The 19,376-nt window shown below is 34.2% G+C and carries 14 protein-coding genes; 8 read left to right on the forward strand and 6 right to left on the reverse strand.

Going from position 1 to position 19,376, the window contains the following annotated elements:
• Positions 1-27 precede the first annotated feature (27 nt).
• On the forward strand, positions 28-1,752 hold the full coding sequence (locus B9Y84_RS12755) for an alanine/glycine:cation symporter family protein (RefSeq protein ID WP_085517767.1): 1,725 nt from the start codon (positions 28-30) through the stop codon (positions 1,750-1,752).
• A 99-nt stretch (positions 1,753-1,851) separates the two neighbouring features.
• Here the strand turns inward: B9Y84_RS12755 and B9Y84_RS12760 are convergent, their stop codons facing one another.
• Together B9Y84_RS12760 and B9Y84_RS12765 are read right to left on the reverse strand one after the other, a co-directional pair.
• Complete coding sequence (locus B9Y84_RS12760) at positions 1,852-2,205, reverse strand: hypothetical protein (protein ID WP_085517768.1); 354 nt, start codon at positions 2,203-2,205, stop codon at positions 1,852-1,854.
• Between the two features lie 174 nt (positions 2,206-2,379).
• Positions 2,380-3,237, reverse strand: coding sequence for a fructosamine kinase family protein (locus B9Y84_RS12765; protein WP_085517769.1), 858 nt, complete (start codon positions 3,235-3,237; stop codon positions 2,380-2,382).
• A 147-nt stretch (positions 3,238-3,384) separates the two neighbouring features.
• Here B9Y84_RS12765 and B9Y84_RS12770 point away from each other — a divergent pair, with 147 nt between their 5' ends.
• The 5 genes from B9Y84_RS12770 (at position 3,385) to B9Y84_RS12790 (ending at position 14,013) form a co-directional block, all read left to right on the forward strand.
• Positions 3,385-3,888 carry a dihydrofolate reductase gene (locus B9Y84_RS12770; RefSeq protein ID WP_085517770.1) on the forward strand — a complete coding sequence of 168 codons (504 nt, stop codon included), beginning with the start codon at positions 3,385-3,387 and terminating at the stop codon, positions 3,886-3,888.
• Positions 3,889-4,014: 126 nt separating this feature from the next.
• Entirely contained in the window at positions 4,015-6,594 is a 2,580-nt protein-coding gene (locus B9Y84_RS12775; RefSeq protein WP_085517771.1) for a PAS domain-containing sensor histidine kinase, read from the forward strand.
• The gene (locus B9Y84_RS12780; RefSeq protein WP_085517772.1) at positions 6,591-10,613 is read left to right on the forward strand and encodes a chemotaxis protein CheB; all 4,023 of its coding nucleotides are present in this window, start codon (positions 6,591-6,593) and stop codon (positions 10,611-10,613) included. The genes B9Y84_RS12775 and B9Y84_RS12780 overlap by 4 nt, the downstream gene beginning before the upstream one ends.
• Positions 10,614-10,662: 49 nt before the next feature.
• Positions 10,663-11,670, forward strand: coding sequence for a response regulator (locus tag B9Y84_RS12785; RefSeq protein WP_085517773.1), 1,008 nt, complete (start codon positions 10,663-10,665; stop codon positions 11,668-11,670).
• 57 nt (positions 11,671-11,727) lie between these two features.
• Positions 11,728-14,013: a DUF5916 domain-containing protein gene (locus B9Y84_RS12790; protein WP_085517774.1), complete on the forward strand. Its 2,286-nt coding sequence runs from the start codon at positions 11,728-11,730 to the stop codon at positions 14,011-14,013.
• 186 nt (positions 14,014-14,199) lie between these two features.
• Here B9Y84_RS12790 and B9Y84_RS12795 read toward each other — a convergent pair whose 3' ends face one another.
• Positions 14,200-14,739 (reverse strand): DsrE family protein, encoded by a 540-nt coding sequence (locus B9Y84_RS12795; protein ID WP_221406429.1) that lies wholly within the window; start codon positions 14,737-14,739, stop codon positions 14,200-14,202.
• A gap of 175 nt (positions 14,740-14,914) precedes the next feature.
• Between B9Y84_RS12795 and B9Y84_RS12800 the strand changes: the two genes are divergently transcribed.
• Complete coding sequence (locus tag B9Y84_RS12800) at positions 14,915-15,667, forward strand: methyltransferase family protein (RefSeq protein ID WP_085517776.1); 753 nt, start codon at positions 14,915-14,917, stop codon at positions 15,665-15,667.
• A 61-nt stretch (positions 15,668-15,728) separates the two neighbouring features.
• Here the strand turns inward: B9Y84_RS12800 and B9Y84_RS12805 are convergent, their stop codons facing one another.
• A complete protein-coding gene (locus B9Y84_RS12805; protein WP_085517777.1) occupies positions 15,729-16,403 on the reverse strand; it encodes a hypothetical protein in 675 nt (224 codons plus the stop codon).
• Positions 16,403-17,089, reverse strand: a complete 687-nt coding sequence (locus tag B9Y84_RS12810) for an SGNH/GDSL hydrolase family protein (protein WP_085517778.1) — start codon at positions 17,087-17,089, stop codon at positions 16,403-16,405. Before B9Y84_RS12810 ends, B9Y84_RS12805 begins: the two co-directional genes overlap by 1 nt.
• 305 nt (positions 17,090-17,394) lie before the next feature.
• On the opposite strand from B9Y84_RS12810, the gene B9Y84_RS12815 reads away from it, so the two are divergent.
• On the forward strand, positions 17,395-18,954 hold the full coding sequence (locus B9Y84_RS12815) for an OmpA family protein (RefSeq protein ID WP_139828031.1): 1,560 nt from the start codon (positions 17,395-17,397) through the stop codon (positions 18,952-18,954).
• On the opposite strand, the gene B9Y84_RS12820 is transcribed toward B9Y84_RS12815, so the two are convergent.
• Positions 18,942-19,298 (reverse strand): MmcQ/YjbR family DNA-binding protein, encoded by a 357-nt coding sequence (locus B9Y84_RS12820; protein WP_085517780.1) that lies wholly within the window; start codon positions 19,296-19,298, stop codon positions 18,942-18,944. The two genes, B9Y84_RS12815 and B9Y84_RS12820, sit on opposite strands and share 13 nt — an antisense overlap.
• Between the last annotated feature and the right edge of the window lie 78 nt (positions 19,299-19,376).

The raw sequence follows: 19,376 nt of genomic DNA on the forward strand, positions 1-19,376 counted from the left end.
AATTTGACTGATTGAACTATAAGCTTTATGCAAGAAGTAGATAATATTCTAAAATTTATTGATAGTTTTATTGGAAGCGCTACTTGGTTTCCATACGCCCTTTTAGGTACAGGTTTATTTTTCACTATCTATTTAAAATTTCCTCAAATAAGATTTTTTAAACATGCTATAAAGATTGTGAGCGGTAAATTTGATAAAAAAGATTTACCTGGAGACACCTCTCACTTTCAAGCTTTAGCTACCGCACTATCTGGAACTGTAGGAACCGGTAATATTGCAGGGGTGGCATTTGCCATTCACTTAGGTGGACCTGCAGCATTATTTTGGATGTTAGTAACCGCTGCCATAGGTATGTGTACAAAATTTGTCGAAGTATCGCTTTCACATAAATACAGAACAAAACTAGATGATGGCACCATGGCTGGCGGACCTATGTATTACATGAAAAACGCCAATTTCAAATTCAATGGTAAAAAAGTGAATTTGAAATGGTTAGCTGCCATATTCGCCTTTGCAACTGTGCTTTCATCATTCGGTACCGGTAGTTTACCACAGATCAACAGTATTTCAAGTACATTATTAGCTACTTTCGGTATAGATCAAGTGGTAACGGGAGCTGTTCTTGCCGTTTTATTAGCATTAGTTATCATTGGAGGAATCAAAAGAATTGCTGCTGTGACTTCCAAGCTAGTGCCGGCTATGGCCATTATTTATTTCATAGGCGCTTTTGCTGTGATACTTTTCAATTATGAAAATATCATACCATCTTTAATGGCAATCTTTGGTGATGTGTTCACCGGCTCTGCTGCCACAGGAGGATTTATTGGAGCAAACATTGCTTACGCTTTTAATCGAGGCGTAAATAGAGGATTATTCTCAAACGAAGCTGGTCAAGGATCTGCTCCAATTGCTCATGCTTCGGCTAAAGCAAACGAACCACTTTCAGAAGGAATGGTAGCTATTTTAGAGCCATTTATCGATACAATTATTATATGTACTGTGACTGGTTTGGTATTATTGTCATCAGGTGCGTGGAATGAAAAACATGTAAATCAGTTCGAATATTCTGAAATTGAAGTTTTACAAAATCAGTACGTAGAATCAAATGAGGAGCATAAAAATAAAATCTATCTTCATATCAATGATGAAGAAAAATTACCGACCTATACCGGTGACTTGAAAGTGGTAGAGGGAAAGGTTCAAAATGATAATTTCACCTTTATTCATAGCAGAAGTTTTGCTGATAACATCATGGTTTATAAGGATGAAGACCTTTTAACAGACGAGGTTTTCACAGGTTCTGTTGCAATAACTAACGGCAAGGTATCAGATGAAAGACCAATCAAATTTATTGGTGAATCCTTAGTACACAGTGCTCCATTAACCGCCTTGGCTTTTAAAAGAGGGTTCTTTGGTGATTGGGGTCAATATATCGTTTCCATAGGTTTGCTACTTTTTGCTTTTAGTACAGCTATTAGTTGGTCTTATTATGGAGATAGAGCAATGACTTATTTATTTGGACCTAAATCTGTAATTTATTACAGAATTGTCTATGTAGTGGCTTTCTTCTTTGCTGCATTCCAGGATACTACAATAATTTGGACCTTATCTGCGATTACTATTGCTTTAATGACACTACCAAACTTGGTTGGGATTCTATGGTTGAGAAAAGATATGAAAAGGACTATTGCGGAGTATGGTGACTTTTTTGAAGAAAATTTTCCAGGTAAAGATCATCCGAAGTTTAAGTAGAGGGCAAATTTTATGGCAAAAACAAAGGCTGACCGTTTTGCGGGCAGCCTTTTTTATAGATATTCCATAAAATTACTGTTTAGAAGTGAAAATCAAACTTTAGAAAACTTTGTAGAAATTTTTATTTCCAGAAGACATGATAAAGTCTGCTTTAGTCAAAAGTCTTGTTAAAAAAGCATTGTTTTCATCTTCCAATTGATGACTTCCCTGATAGACTATTTCATCATCTTCTCCTAATACTACGATGATCTCAGTATTTTCGCACTCTAGTATCCCTTCAGCTCGAAGTGTACTCTCAAACTGATTTAATTCTGAATCTAATTCCAGCATGTTAATAATTTCTGTATCAGAGTAAAATGGATTTACAGTGTTTGCAAAGGCAGTAACATTTATTGTTAAACTCATTAATAAAGTTACTGCAATCATTTTGGCGGTGGTCTTAAAAGTTTTCATTTTTTTTAGATTTTTTGTTAAAATTTTATTTTGTTATTGTTTCTATAGCTAAGACGCTGCCAGAAATTAATTAGTTGCAGATAGGCGTTTAAACAGAATTAGAAGGGTTTTAAAAATATAGAGTGGTCATTATTGTTCATAAATGAACACTATTTTTTCCACTTGCGGACAATTTCACACATATTGATTTAGGTTACTCATTAGAGAACCGTAATATCCGGTGCCAAATAAATTCAAATGAACTAAAAGTGGGTAAATATTATAAAGCGCAATTCGATCTTGAAATCCTTTCGCCAAAGGATAATACGAATTGTAGGCATCATAGAATTGCCTATCAAAACCACCGAAAAGATGCGTAAAAGCTATATCCGTTTCTCGAAAATTATAATGAATAGAGGGGTCGATCAAAAATGGAGTATCCTCCTCTCCTATCATGAAATTCCCACTCCATAAATCACCATGCACTAAAGACGGCTGAGTTTCGGGTAATATATCTTCTAGTTTTTGAAACAAGCAGTCGAATTTTTTAATCTCTTCTGCAGAAAAGTAATCATTCGCTTTTGCCAACTTAATTTGAGGTCTCAGTCTTTCTGAAATAAAAAAATCAATGAAATCCTCATATTTCTTATTGGTCTGATGGAGACTTCCTATAAAATTATCCTGGTACCATCCGTAGTAGGTAGCAGGTTTCAAATGCATTTCAGCCAATTGCTGTCCGAAGCTCTCCCACGCCTTAGGCGTTCTTAATCCAGAATTTATAAATCGTAAAACCAGAACTTCATAATCATCTAATTTCTCATAGGCAATAATCTCCGGTGTCTTTATACAATTCAAATTGGCAATTGCATTCAGCCCGTCCACTTCCCGATTAATTATCCCCTGTACTTGATTATTATACTTCACAAAAAACTCTTCATTTCCGACAGAGTAGCGAAAAGCATCGTTAATACTTCCTCCTCCTACTAAAGCAAAGTGATGAATATCCCTTTTATGTAGCGCCTGTAAAAATTCTTTAATTAACTCAGGAATCATATTTCTCTTACGATCATTTGATAAACTATTCGATTTAATTTATTTAAAATTCCCTGAAGAAGTCAAGAAAAATATCCGTAATTCACAATGTGATTAAACATCATCACTATTTAATCATTCTATAAGCTAAATAAAAACACTAACAACATGAAAATATCTATGATCGTGGCAAAAGCCAATGATAATGCTATAGGAAAAGACAATGGTATGATTTGGCACTTACCTGATGATTTAAAGTATTTTAAAGACAAAACGCGGAATCATCATATACTAATGGGAAGAAAAAACTTTGACTCATTAGGGGAAAACTATCAGCCACTTCCTAAAAGAATCAATATTGTGATTACAAGAAATGAAGATTGGCAGCATGATGGAGTAAAAGTATTTCATGATATTGAAGATGGGATTGCATTTGCTAGGGAAAATAATGAAGAAGAATTGTTCATTATCGGGGGTGGTCAAATTTATGAAGCATGCTTACCGCTTGCCGATTGCCTATATATTACTGAAGTCGATGCTGAATTCCCTGATGCAGAGGCCTATTTTCCTGTTATTGATAAAACTCAGTGGAAAGAAGTAAGTAGAGAACATCACTCCAAAGATGAAAAGCATGCAATTGAGTTTGATTACGTGATTTATAATCGAAACTGAGAAAACTTACATCTTTCAAACTTACTTCTAAAATTTATTCTATTGATATAGGCTTAGTTTTCATTATATTTAATGACAAATGTAATAAAGCTGCATAAACTAAATGCAACCTTTGAAAACTAGTTAATGCCTCATAATAATCAAATACATCTGCAAGATTTCATGGACTTATCTTTGGATATAGTTTGCGTGATTAGTACAGACGGGAAATTCATTAATGTTAGTCAAGCCAGTAAAAGAATATGGGGCTATGACCGTGAGGAGTTAATCGGTAACTACTTTATAAATTACGTAGCAAAAGCTGACAGAATAGAAACCAAAGAAGTCGAAGAACAAATAAAAAACGGAAGAGAGGTAACTCATTTTGAAAACAACTATATTCATAAAGATGGAAGCTTAATACCCATAATTTGGTCAGCCAAGTTTGAGCCAAAAAAAGGACTGATCTTTTGCATTGCAAAAGATAACAGCCCAATAAAGAAAAGAGATATTGAGAAAGAGGAAATTATCCAATCTTCGCACGACATCATCAACGGCACTCAAAATTTAATCTGGTGTATTGATAAGAAGTATCAATTGCTTGACTTTAATAAGGCCATGAAAACACAATTTCAGGACAAATTCAACGTGCAATTAGAAGTTGGACAAAACATGGTCGATTTTCCACCTGATCATCAAGAATATATCAACAGATGGAAATCGCTTTATGATCAATGTTTAGCAGGTGAAACTATTTCAGTAGAAATTGCTCCATCAGAACACAAAAATGTGGAACCCTCCTGGGTTCACGCCAATCTTACGCCCATCTATGAGGGTGATGCAGTTAAAGGACTTGTCTGCCACAGCACCGATATTACTGAAAAAAAGAAGATTGAATTAGAATTACAAAAGCAAAATGATCTAGTACAAAACATTTTGAAACATATTCCCATGGGTGTGGCGGTAAACAAAATCAGCACTGGAAATCAAATTTTAATTAACCAGGAGTTTAGTAATACCTACGGCTGGCCAGAAAGTGAACTAACTGATGTCAATTCATTCTTCAAAAAAGTATATCCTGACCCCATTTATAGAAAAGAAATATCAGAAATGATAATTGAAGGGATTGAAAGCGGGGACATAAACAAAATGCGTTGGAATGAAATAAAAATCACCACTAAAAAAGGACAATCAAAATATGTAGATGCTAAAAACATCCCCTTAACCAATCAAGATTTGATGATTTCCACCGTAATGGATGTCACTCAAAAAGTTAATAACAAGAAAAAGATTGCCAATGCATTGGAAGAAAAGCAGAATATTTTAGAAAGTATTTCTGACGCATTTTACGCATTAGATAAAAATCTTAATTTCACTTATGTGAACGAAAGTGCTCTTAAAAGCATGAATAAATCACAAAATGATCTGATTGGCAAAAATTTATTTGAAGAATTCCCTCAACTAGGCAACACTGTGTTTAAGGAATTTTTGAAGGAAGTTAAAAGAACCGGAAAACCTTCACAGTTTGAGTTTTACTATAAATACTATGATTTATGGTTTGACGAAAGCATTTATCCAAGCCGAGATGGCTATTCGATATACTACAAGGATATCACCAAAAGAAAGCTCATTACTGAAGCCTTAGAAGAAGCCTACGAAAAAGAGAGCCAAATATTAGAAAGTATATCTGATGCTTTTGTTGCAGTAGACCGAAATTTCAATTTCACCTATTTCAATAAAAAAGCAGAACAACTCTTAAATATTACAAGAGAAGAAGCATTGGGCAAAAATCAATGGGACTTATTTGAGTATGCGAAAGGTAGTATTGCTGAGCAAGAATACAATAAATCAATTCAAAACAACGAAACGCGAACTTTTGATTTCTATAATGAACGCTTGAATATATGGCTGAACATCAGCAGCTATCCCTCAAAAAACGGATTATCAATCTATTTTCGAGATATCACTCAAGAAAAAAAACAGCGAAAAGAATTAGAAAGATTAAATGCCGAATTGAAAAGCTACACGCAAAAGCTAGAACAAAGCAATAAAGATTTAGAGCAATTTGCCTATATCGCTTCGCATGATTTGCAGGAACCATTGAGAATGGTATCAAGCTTCATGACTCAATTACAAAAGAAATATGAAGACCAACTCGATGAAAAAGGACAGACTTATATTAATTTCGCAGTTGATGGCACACGAAGGATACGCCAAATAATTATTGATCTTTTAGAGTTCTCCCGAGCCGGGACACAAAATCAAAAACTTGAGAAATTAGATCTAAATGAAGAATTAGCTGAAGTTTTGAGTTTGCATCACACAAATTTGAATAAGTACAACATTAATCTAGAAGTAGAAGACCTACCAGAATTAGTTTATACAAAAACGGGCATTAGGCAGCTTTTTCATAACCTAATAGGGAATGCTATCAAATACAGAAGGAAAGAAGGGCAGGCAAATATCGCTGTGACCTGGAAAGATCATGATGAAGAATTCTTATTTGAAATAACTGATAATGGCATTGGCATAGATGAGAAATATGAAAACAAAATATTTCAAATATTTCAAAGATTACATTCCAAATCAGAATACTCTGGTACAGGTATAGGATTGGCGATTTGCAAAAAGATAGTTGAAAAGTATGGTGGTGAAATTTGGCTTAATTCTAAGCTTGGAATTGGCAGTACTTTTTGCTTTACTATACCTAAAAACATAAAACCATGAGCCAAAACAACAGTCCTATAATTGGAATAGGAGCCTCAGCTGGTGGCTTAGAGGCTTTAGAGCTATTTTTTAATCAAGTGGATAATAATGCAGGATATGCTTATGTGGTGATTCAGCACTTAGCGCCCAACCACAAAAGTCTAATGGATGAGTTATTGGCAAGACATACAACCCTACCAATAAAAGTTATAGAGGATGGTATGCCGGTTCAAGTCAATACGATTTACTTAAATCCTCCCAAAAAGTTTGTATCAGTTTCTAATGGGAAGTTAAAATTGAACGAAAAGGAAGATAGAAAATTAAGTTTTCCTATTACGACCTTTTTTCAATCATTGGCAGAAGAACAAAAAGAGAATTGTGCAGCCATCATACTTTCCGGGACAGGCAGTGATGGTTCAGAAGGAATAAAATTTATAAAAGAAAAAGGTGGGATCGTCTTAGTTCAAACACCTGAATCTGCAAAATTTGATGGAATGCCAAAAAACGCTATTCATACTAATTGTGTTGATAAAGTATGTGTGGTTGAAAATATGCATGAGGAAATAAAAGTGTTTTTCAACAGTCATAAAAAGCTTAGTTTGATAGACTTCCAAACCGAGAAAAACACCGAGCAAATCAAGAATATACTCAAGGAAGTCAACAAAAAAACGTTAATAGATTTTTCCGGTTATAAATTCTCCACCATGTACAGGAGAACAATCCGAAGAATGGGCCTGCAAGGATTTAAAAATCTTGATGACTACACGCACTACATTCAAACCCATTCCAATGAAGCCCCCCTTTTGGCTAAAGAACTATTGATCGGAGTTACTCGCTTCTTTCGCGATGGAGAAACCTTTGAAGTGCTGATGGATCAAGTTATTCCTAAATTAGTAGAGCAAAACTCCGAAACTAAAAATATTAGAGTTTGGGTTCCTGCTTGCTCTAGTGGGGAAGAAGCTTATTCAATTGCCATATTGATTAAAGATTATCTAAAGAAAAACAGCTTGCAGTATGATGTGAAAATTTTCGCTACTGATTTGGATGTTGATGCAATAAAGGTGGCTAGTAATCAGATTTTCCCAGAAAGCATAAGCAATGAAATCAATCCTTATCTACTAAATGCTTACTTTATTCGTCAGAAAGAAGGTTTTAAGGTTGCAAAAGAGATCAGAGATATGATCGTCTTTTCAGTGCATAATGTGATTCAGGACCCACCATTTAGTAAAATTGATCTATTAAGCTGCAGAAATTTTCTGATTTATTTAGAATCACCTATTCAGCAAAAATTATTCTCTTTATTTCGATTTACACTGGTTCAAAATGGCTTTTTATTACTAGGGGCTAGTGAGTCATTAGGAGAAACCCTGAAGGACTTTACAGAATTCGATAAGAAGCATAAAATCTACATCAATAAAATAAACATAAAAGTATTAAAGACAAACGGTCAAAACACGAATGAGAATACTATTCGAATGAAAAGGATGGCTAGTAGCTATAAATCTAGTAGTCAGGAAATTGAATCTCCCAAGTCCACTAAGAGAGTTTTAGAAAGTATTCATGAGCACCTAATTCAGCAATATGTTCCAGACGCAGTTGTTTTCAATGACTATTTTGAGCTTATTCATACTACAGGAAATACTAATAAATGGCTTAGGCTTCCGATTGGTGAAGTAAGTATCAATATCATCCGAATGTTGCCAGAGGAATTCAGATTACCTTTTGAACTCGCGAGTAATAAATTGATGAGTGAACATAATTCCATCAATCTCAAGAATGTTGAAATCCCTAAGGAAATGATGGATATTTATGATAGCAAATTCATTAATATTAATTTGCGAATATTAGATGTCAGTCATTCCCCATTGTATATTGCTCTATTTGAAAGCCCAAAAATCAAACCAGATAAGAGGAAGATTAGAGAAGCTTCAGATATCGACTTGGACTTAGCCTCGAAAGAAAAAATTGGACTACTAGAAAGGGAATTAATAGTTAATAAAGAGAATCTTCAGACCACGATTGAAGAATTAGAATCAAGCAATGAAGAATTACAGGCTTCAAATGAAGAATTGCAAAGCTCAAATGAAGAATTAGAATCAGTAAATGAGGAGTTATACACTGTCAATGCAGAATTTCAAGAAAAAGTCGAAGAATTAACGATTACAAATAATGACTTAAATCATCTCATACAAAGTACAGATATAGCTATCCTATTTCTAGACACTGAATTGAAAATTCGGAAATTTACTCCTGCCATTAAAGAAATTTTGAACTTGGAAAATTCTGACATAGGTCGGCACATTAGCCATTTCAAGTCACATATACAGTTAGAAAAGTATGCTCATGAAATAGAAGAAGTTCACCGTAATTTGCAACCGTTTGAGACAACTATTCAGGATCGATTTGAACGTAAGTTCATGGTCAGGATATCTCCATTTAGAACGGTTAAAAATGAAATTAAGGGTGTTGTGATATCCTTTATTGAAATTACTGCTTTTGCACAGGCAAAAGAGGATTTAAAATTTTCTAAAAGGGCACTTGATCAAGTTAATTTAAAATATGACACTCAATTAGAACTGTTTGAAATCATCACTAATAATTCTAAAGATTTAATTGCTTTGCACAATGTAGAGGGCGCCTTCGAATATGTTTCACCCTCCGCTATAAATATCTCAGGATTGAACCAGACTGAACTGATTGGCATTCATCCTTTTGATTTTATCAAAATTAAAAGTGAACAAAAGATCTGGAAGGAAGCGTTTGAAAAAGTAAAAAGTGGAAAACAAGTTGGCCTCATTCAGTTAAAAATTATCAATAATAAAAAGCAAAAAAAATGGATTGAGGTAAGTTTCAAACCTGTAGAGGATCCTTCTGACAATATCAATAAGATTCTAGCTACCTACACCGATGTAAGTGATAGAATATATTTTGAAGAAGAACTACATAAGTTGTCACTTATTGCAAAGCAAACTAAGAATTCAGTTATCATTACTGATCTAGGAGGAAGAATAACCTATGTCAACCAATCATTTTTAAAGCTCACCGGATATGATGAGTCATTTGTGATGGGTAAAAAGCCAGGAAAATTTTTACAGGGAAAAGAAACTAATCCAAAGACCGTAAAAATCATGCGCGATGCAATAGAAGCCAAAAAGGGTTTTCAGGTTGATATTTTGAATTACAGTAAAATTGGATACAAATACTGGACGACAATTACCTGTGAACCACTGTTTGACCAACACGGAGAGACAATAGGATTTTTTTCTATTCAATATGAAATCAGTCACCAAAAAGAATACGAAGACCAAATTGAATCTTTAAATGAATTACTAAAATCTAGAAACAATAAATTATCCGAATTGAACAAATCACTTGAAGAGTTTGCTTACGTAGCTTCTCATGATTTGAAAGAACCTGCTAGAAATATCAAAAGCATGCTAGAATTAATTCTTAGGAAATCTGAAAACTCCTTGGATAAAAAATTAATGAACTATATGCAAATGGCTGCAGGAGCAGGTGACAAAATGAATCAAATGATTAATTCATTATTAGAATATTCCCGATCAGGCGTGTTAAATGAGGAGTTGAAAACCATTACTATTAAAGAGTTGGCAGAAGAAGTGGAATTCTCTTTACAGAAGCTTATTAAGGAAAATAACACTGATATTATAATTAATGATGAAATTGGGAGTTTCAAAGCTTATCCTATCCTCTTCGGAAGATTATTGCAGAACTTGATTCAAAACGCGATAAAATATCGTTCAAAACAGAACCCAGAAATAAAAATTAATACAGCAGAAAATGAGCTATACTATTTGTTCTCAGTGGCTGACAACGGAATAGGTATTTCTGAAAGAAATTTTGACAGAGTATTCAAGATTTTTCAGAAGTTACATGATGGTGATCCCAACAGCTACGGCATTGGATTAGCTATTTGCAAAAAAATTGTGGAAACGCATCTAGGCGAGATTAAAATTGAAAGTCAAGAAGGTCTAGGAACTACTATTCATTTTAGCATTAGCAAGCAACTAGAAAACTAAATTAAAATGCTTAAATATTTATTTTTAAACTACAGTAAAGTACTTTTTTATGTCATTAGCTGAAACCAACGGACTTAGAGTTTTATTAATTGAAGATAATGTTGGAGATCAAACATTAGTAAAAGAGTATCTTCAAGATGAGTTTTCAAAATTAAGTCTTGATATAGTGGATACTTTCAAAGCGGCTAAAACTTTACTTCAGACTGCAATAAAACCTTACAAAATCATACTTCTAGATTTAAGGTTACCTGATATTGATTACCATTCCTTATTAAATGAAATTATTTCGCTATCCCCAAGATCACCCATTATCATTTTAACAGGGCAAGATGATATTCACATTGCAATTGAGGCTTTGACTTTAGGTTATACGGATTACCTTCTGAAGGATGAAATCACTAGTGAAAAGCTTAGAAAAAGTATTATTTACGCTTTTGAAAGAAAACATATTGACAGGCAATTAGAGCTCTCAGTAAAAAGGTATCAAGAACTTTTTCAGTTAAATCCTCAACCCATATGGGTCATTAATGACAAAACTCACGAATTCCTAGAGATTAATAATGCAGCTATAAAAAAATATGGTTTCAGCAAAGATGAATTTCTGAATATGAAAATTCATGATATAGATGCAACTTACAAAAAAGAGAACTTAGAGCGCCACTTAGAGGACGGAGAGATTCGAATCAATGATGACCTGCATGAACAGCAAGTGAAAAGCGGAGCTAAAATTCATGTTAAACTTTATGGCAATCCTATTGAATACCAAGGAATGGATGCTACTCTATTAATGGCAATTGATGTAAGTGAAACTGATTCCTATATCCGGAAAATCGAATTTCAAAATCAACAACTTCAAGATATAGCATGGGAACAATCACACTTAGTGAGAGAACCTCTTACCCGAATGATGGGGATTATTAACAGGTTAGAGGAAAAACATCTAGAGCATCTAGATAAAGAATGTCAATATCTACTAAAAAACGCCTTGAGTTCTGCTCATGAAATTGATAATGTAATAAGAAGTATAGTACAAAAGGCAAGTGGTAAGAATAAATAAGGCCACTTATAAAATTTGTCTTAGAATCAATCGCTACTTTTAGTAGTATTGCATTCGATGAAGAAACCCATTCCAAGTACAGCATTAATATTCATTCTTTTAGGAATTTATTCCGTTGCCTATTGTCAAAATAAGCCGCAACAAACCCAATATTCACTGCAAAAAACAAAAGAAAATATTATTCTAGACGGTGAATTAAATGAAACCATCTGGGACAATTCGGAGGTTGCTACTGATTTCTATATGACTATTCCTAATGATGACCGTCCGGCATCGCTTCAGTCTGAAGTACGAATGACCTATGATGAAGAAAATTTCTATTTTGCTGTTACTTGCTTTGATGGAAAAGAGGGTTATGTAGTACAATCTTTAAGAAGAGATTGGGAAGGCTCTATCAATGAGAATTTCTCAATCTTTATTGATCCCTATAGTGATTTCACAAATGGATTTTCTTTTGGAATAACGCCATTTGGCGTGCAGCGTGAAGCAACTATAGATGAAGGTGCTAACACGAACTCTGATTGGGATAATAAATGGTTTTCCAATGTAAAAACATATGATGATCGATGGGTTGCCGAAATCGCAATCCCATTTAAGTCGATTCGCTACAGCGAAGAAAACATGATCTGGAATATACAATTTACACGCAACCATTTGAAAAGAAATGAACAAAGCAGTTGGATAGCAGTACCACAACAGTACAATGCCAATGCATTAACTTTTTCAGGTCAAGTAAAGTGGCCTGAGAACCCGCCACCTGCAGGAACCAATATTTCATTCATTCCTTACACTCTGGGAAATTACGACAGAAATTTTGAAGATCCAGAATTAGACAACGGTTTCGGGGCCAATGCAGGATTTGATGCAAAAATAGGCCTCTCTCCCTCCTTAAATTTGGATTTGACGGTGAATCCTGATTTTTCACAAGTCGAAGTAGACCGTCAAGTTATTAACCTTAGTAGATTTGAAGTCCAATTTCCAGAGCGAAGACAATTCTTTCTCGAGAATGCTGACCTTTTCAGTAAATTTGGATTTCCTCAATCGAGAGCTTTCTTTTCTAGAAGAATTGGCATAACAACTGATACATTGGGTCGCTCAGAACAAGTGCCAATTCTAGGAGGTGCAAGGATGAGTGGTAAAATCAATGAAAAATTGAGAATTGGAGTCCTGAACATGTTGACAGACAAAAGAGATGATTTGCAATTGCCGTATCAAAATTATAGTGTAATAGCACTTCAACAAAACATCCTTAAAAGATCCAATGTTGCTTTTGTATTTGCTAATAAAGAAAATTTAGGTATTGAAAAGGGACGAGACATTAGCGAATATAACCCACAAGTAGCACGAAGGGAAATTCAAGGAAATGACACTGTAACTAGCTATAAACTCTATAATAGAGTCTTAGGAGCTGAATTCAACCTTTTTACTGAAGATACTCGATGGGCCGGTGATTTCTATTATCAGCGGTCTTTTGATAATTGGAATCAAAATGGAACCTATAATCATGGGGCTTTCCTTCGCTATCAAAGAAGAAATTATTCCGTTCGATGGGTACACACTGCTATTGGAGATGGTTTTAATGCAGAAATGGGATTTGTACCTAGAGTGGGTTATAACCAAGGATCCCTAAGTCCTTCCTATATATTCTACCCGGAAAATGACAAAATCATCAACCACAGTTTAAGTTTTGATATTTCTTACACATCAAATGCTGATTTTAGCAGAATCACTGACCGATCATTTAACCTATCTCACAATTTCAATTTCACCAATACTTCCTCAGCTTCTATTAACTTGACTAGAAATTATGAATATATGTTTTTTGATTTTAGTCCAATAGCGCCTTTTAGTGAAAGCTTATTGGAACAGGGCACTGACTATGAATGGAACGTAGTTCAAGCTAATTACACCTCTGACAGACGATCAGTTCTGAACTATGATATCAGCACAAGCTATGGTGGATTTTATAATGGGAATCGCTTTAATGTAAATGGTAATATTGGCTATCGCTTTCAACCTTACGGATCTTTTGCTATTCGTTATGATTACAACTCCATTCAGTTAGCTGAAGGATTTGGAAGTGCTGATTTCTATCTCTTAGGTCCTAGATTAGATCTTACCATGACAGACGCTATATTCTTTACTGGTTTTGCGCAATACAATAATCGTTTTGATAATGTCAATTACAATTTACGTTTCCAGTGGCGTTTTGCACCTGCATCTGATATATTTCTAGTCTATACAGAAAATTTCGCTCCAAACGGACCGGTTGATTTCATTCCAGGTGATAATACCAAAAATAGGGCTCTGGTATTAAAACTAACTTATTGGTTAAATTTGTAACATATAGCATGCGCTAAAAAAGAAGGCGAATCTTTTAAAAATTGCGTTAAATTTAATCCGATTCGTAACAAAATTATGTTTATTTAACTAAATAAAGGATAGCTAAGCCCAACCGGGATCAAATTATTTACAATTCCAAAAAGTGATGATCACCTACTCGCATCAACACATAAGCTCTTAAGCCCTTCAAAACTTGAGCAGAACATACCCATCTGCTACATTTTTTGTAATAGTAGTTAAAGCTGAAGTGGCAACAAGTGTATTTTTCCAGATTTCATTTCTTCCCAATTCCCTAGCTACCAACGATTGACCACAAACAATAACATCTGCTCCTGCCTCAGCTAAAGCTTCCCAAACTACTATATTTGGATTTTTAGGGATTTTGTATTTTTCAAAATAATTACCGTGCGATAGCAAATCGAAAACAGCAGGACCATGAACAATCACTTTTACATCTAGATTAGCTGAAGAAACTCCCTCAATTCCGTGCAAATTCATAAGTCTTGCAATGTTATTTACCCAAAAAGAATACTGCTCTGGAGTCTCATTTCCCGAGACAAGCTCTACCACGATTTTTACTTTCTTACCAGCCACAAGCTGTTCTACCACATCATCAATTTGATAAATACCCCCAAATCCTTTAACAATCGGAAATTGAGGCTCTTGGGCAAAAGCAGGAGTATTAAAAAGTACAATGACACATAAAATGGAAACGAAATATTTCATCTTGAAAATGCTTTAAAGTTTAAATCACAAATTACATCAAAATTCGGATTTTAACTTCTTTCAATTCCTTAAAAATATGATTTTTCATTGGAGCCTGATATTTTATATGAATTCACTTAATTTATTGCTGATATAATGGTTAATTTGCAACTTTTTAAAATGAACTTCACAATTAATGGCATTACAGGAAGAATTTGAACAACAAGGTGTTTGGCTTTTTAAATATAGAGGGACTTTACCGGTAGTAATTTTATTTATTGGAATGGGCATTTATGTTTACACAGCTTTAAATCCCGAACTATTTATTATTCAAGATGCTACAATAAAAAGTTATTTTCTGATTTTTTGTATTGCAGTAAGTCTGTTTGGCCAGTATATCAGAGCATATACAGTGGGTCACACTCCAAAAAACACCTCAGGCAGAAATACCGGCAAACAAATAGCAGATACGCTCAACACCACCGGAATCTACTCAACTGTTAGGCACCCTCTCTATTTTGGTAACTTTTTCATGTGGTTAGGACCAGCTCTATTAACTGAAAATATTTGGTTCGTTGTTGCTTTTATTTTATTCTATTGGGTGTACTATGAGCGAATCATGTTTGCCGAAGAACAATTCTTAAGAAGAAAGTTCAAAGAGACTTATACGACTTGGGCTGAAAAAACACCTGCCTTCATTCCTACATTTAAAAGTTTTGTGAAACCTAATTTAACATTTAGCTGGAAGAAAGTATTGAAAAAAGAGAAAAATGGGTTTGCTGCCATTTTTATCATCTTTAGTGCATTCGATGTAACAGCAGAGCTATTGAAGGGTACTCAAAATTTTAATATCTATCTCTTAATTGCTGCTGCAATTTCTATTGTTTTGTATTTGATTTTGAAAGCTCTAAAGACATCTTCTCTCTTAAAATTGGATGCAGATAGATAAAAACCAAACAATTTTTGCTATTAAGATTTTAAGCTGCTTCAGAACGAATCAGCTTTTTTTTTTAATCCTCGCTCAGGGCCTCTTCAGCTTCGGATTCTTTTGATTTTTCACCCTCGTCATTATCAGATTTATCTTTCCCTCTGAAAATTCGCTTAAAAAAGCCTTTTTTCTCATTTGAAGTCGAATCAGAAACATTTTCAACTTCATTACTTTCGGCTTTTGCTTTAGCTGAATCTCTTTGCGCTGCTTGTGCTCTTAAAATGTCATTCCCGACTAGCAACATATAGTTTACAAAATCTACATTATATTTAAATCTCTTTGTATTATCCCAGGCATCTTGTCCTTGTGCAATCTGTGCTGAATCAAGTTGTGGGGTAAATGGTGATTTTTCCTTTATCTCTCCTCCCTCAGCCATTTCTGGTACGCCATTTTTTCGAACATCTAGTAATGAATCAACCTCTTCACTGTATACATCTTCCTGTTTCACTTTGAGCAATCCTTGTTCTTTCCAATAACCGTACTTCTTCTCGGAAATACCATAGATATTGGTTTTATAGTTACTTGTTGCGGTTGAGGCAGTTAAAACCAACGAATCCCCTTGGAATAAGGAAAATCGTTTCCTTTGTTCCTCCTCATCTAATATATAACTACTTTGGAAAGCAGCACATACCATTTTGTCTTTACAGCCTGTAAAAACAAAGAAAACAAGTAGATATAAATGGATGTGCTTTTTCATTAATCTTTCAGTAATTGAAAAACTCCAGGTTCAATGTATTCTGCCCATTCCGCATACATTTTCGCTGAAGGATGTAATTTATCGCTGGCTACATATCCTGTATCCCAAAAGGCTTTTAAAGAAATTGGAGTAATATCGAAAAATGCAATGCCATATTCATGACAGAGGTTCCTAGCAATTCGATTATATTCGTTTAATTCTTTAGCTATCAGTGCAGCATTCTTATTATTTTCTATTGCGAAAGGCGTAACACCATAATCAGGAATACTTACAACAAACACTCTATCTGTCTTTTTGCCTGCTAAATTGATAGCCTTCTTTAAAAGCAACTCAAATTCTTCTTGGTATTGCTTGATTCCATATCCTCTATATTGATTATTAACTCCGATCAACAAGCTAACGAGATCAAAATTAACATCTTGAATCAAGGCGTCATTTTCAATTGCCTCTAATAACTCATCTGTTGTCCATCCTGTGGTAGCAATAATCTTATTAAGTTCTAAGTCAATTCCTCTGCTATGTAGCTTTTCTACGAGCACCTTCGACCAAGTATTTTCACTTTCCACCGCCTCGCCAATTGTATAAGAATCTCCTAATGCTAAATATGATTTTGAATCTTGTGCCATAATATTATTGGATCCATTCCAAAACAAAATCAAAATTACTAGAGATTTTAGGATTTTCATAATCGTCATTATAAATAAAATGCAATTTAAAATATATTAGTTGAAATAAAAATAATCTTTTCATATAGTTGTAGAGATGAATACGTACATAGACCAACTTAATAGCAAATCTTTACCAACTAAAAAATATGCAAAAGAAGGAAACGGGTTCCAACAAGTAAAATTACCAAAAATCAGAGAAATTCATATACAATTATAGGCGCTTAGTCGAAAAAAGCTCTATCATCTCATAATTTTTCCTTTTTTTTAATATTTAAAACATTGAATAGTTGTTTTTCATTCAAACCTTCAAAATACATTTTTCTTTGAGAACGTTTATATCAGTTATCATTCTCTTTCTACCTTTTTTAGCTACAGCTCAAGAAAAAGTAACAACTGAAGGTGTCCCTGGAGCTATCAATAGCACCTCTCAGGACGTAAGGCCTATTATTTCAGATGATGGCAAAAAACTATATCTAAACAGAAGATTCCACCCAGAAAATATAAAAGGTAATAAGGATTTTCAAGATGTATGGGTAAGCCAATTGGATTCTAGAGGCATTTGGAGCAAACCTAAAAATCTTGGTACAGATTACAATGACAAAAGACCTAATGATCTGGTGAGAGCAAGCAAAAATGACGACTCGCTCATCTTTGTAAATACCAAATATCGAGGTGTAAATTCGGAATTAGCGCTTTTTACAAAAGGAAGTACTAATCCCAAAAATTTCCCTATTGATGGATTCTATAATAACAATCCCTACGTAGATTATGACTATAACTTTAAGCATCAAGTTATTTTAATGGCTGTCGAACGGAAAGATTCTGAAGGTGATCAGGATTTATATTATAGTGTTTATCAAGAATCTTCCAAAAGATTCAGCACCCCTATGAATATAGGGAAAGTCATTAACTCAGATAAAGCAGACTTTGCACCCTTTCTTACAAATGATGGTAACACTCTTTTTTTTGCCAGTTACGGACATGGAGGTCGAGGTGCCGCTGATCTATATATGTCACACCGAACAGGAGATGGATGGGATAAATGGACGGAACCTCAAAACTTAGGTAATGTAATTAACACAAAATTTGAAGAAACATTCGTTTCTATTGATCCTAGTTTTGATTATTTGTATTATGATTCTTACCCACCTGGCGCTGGAAATCGCAATATCTGGCGAGCAACGCTTTCAACAGAAATAAAGGATCAGATAATAGCCGCTAGAGACCGGACTAAGCAAAAAGTGAAAATCGAACAGGAAGTAATTCGAGAACCTCAACCTGAGAAAGTTATAGCAGAAAACACAACAGCTAATGAAGTTGATACTAATGAAAAAATAGTGACAGACTCCCTTCAAGAAACCGCTTTCATTAATGAGAATGAAGCTGTTGCTTACGATCCTAAACCTGACCCTGTAACTATTGATCAAGAGATGGATTATGCTAAAGAACAAGAAAGAAATAATCAAGGATTTCTATCACAACTTGGTGCAAAACTGGGCCTAGGTGAGGAAGAAGAAATTGAATTAATAGAGGCTGGAACTAAAGGAAAGAAAATAAACCGTAATATTTATTTTAGATTCAATTCCGACAAACTGCAAGGAAAATTTAGTGTTCTTTTAGATATGATTAGTGAAGAATTAGAAAAAAACCCGCAAGTAAAAATTTTACTTGAAGGTCATACTGATGCTATTGGGGGAGAGGATATAAATATTGACTTGTCTTGCAATAGAGCTGATAATATCAAAGAAGCTCTTATTGCAAGAGGTGTCAATCAATATAGAATAGAGATTAGCTGCGAAGGAAAAGAAAGACCTATTGCCACGAATGATGATGAATTTGAAGGAAGAGAACTTAACAGAAGAGTAGAGTTCTATTTGTTTTGATTTACTTCCTCTCTAAGTCTTTTTGGTAATTTCGAAACTACCAAATCGTAACTGTGGTTCACCCAGTGGAATATTTCTCTATCCGCTAAACTACCATCAAAGTTGATAGTATTCCAATGCTTCTTATTCATATGATAGCCGGGTTTAACTGCTTCAAATCTTTCTCTAAGCTTGACCGCCTCATTCGGATCACATTTCAGATTAACACTTTGAAATAACTCAACATCGATCAAAGCAAATATTTTACCCATGACCTTGAATGCTAAGGTATTTTCATCAAATGGTAACTCTTCAGTCACTCCATATTTTTGGATACAGAAATTTCTAAAATCTTCAATATTCATAGAAAGCTACTTCGATTTCAATTCATCTAAACTAAGCTTAAACAAAGATACTGAACATATTAGCTACCGCAAGACGCA

The organism is Marivirga sericea (assembly GCF_900177665.1).
In the GTDB taxonomy this organism is placed as follows: Bacteria; Bacteroidota; Bacteroidia; order Cytophagales; family Cyclobacteriaceae; genus Marivirga; species Marivirga sericea.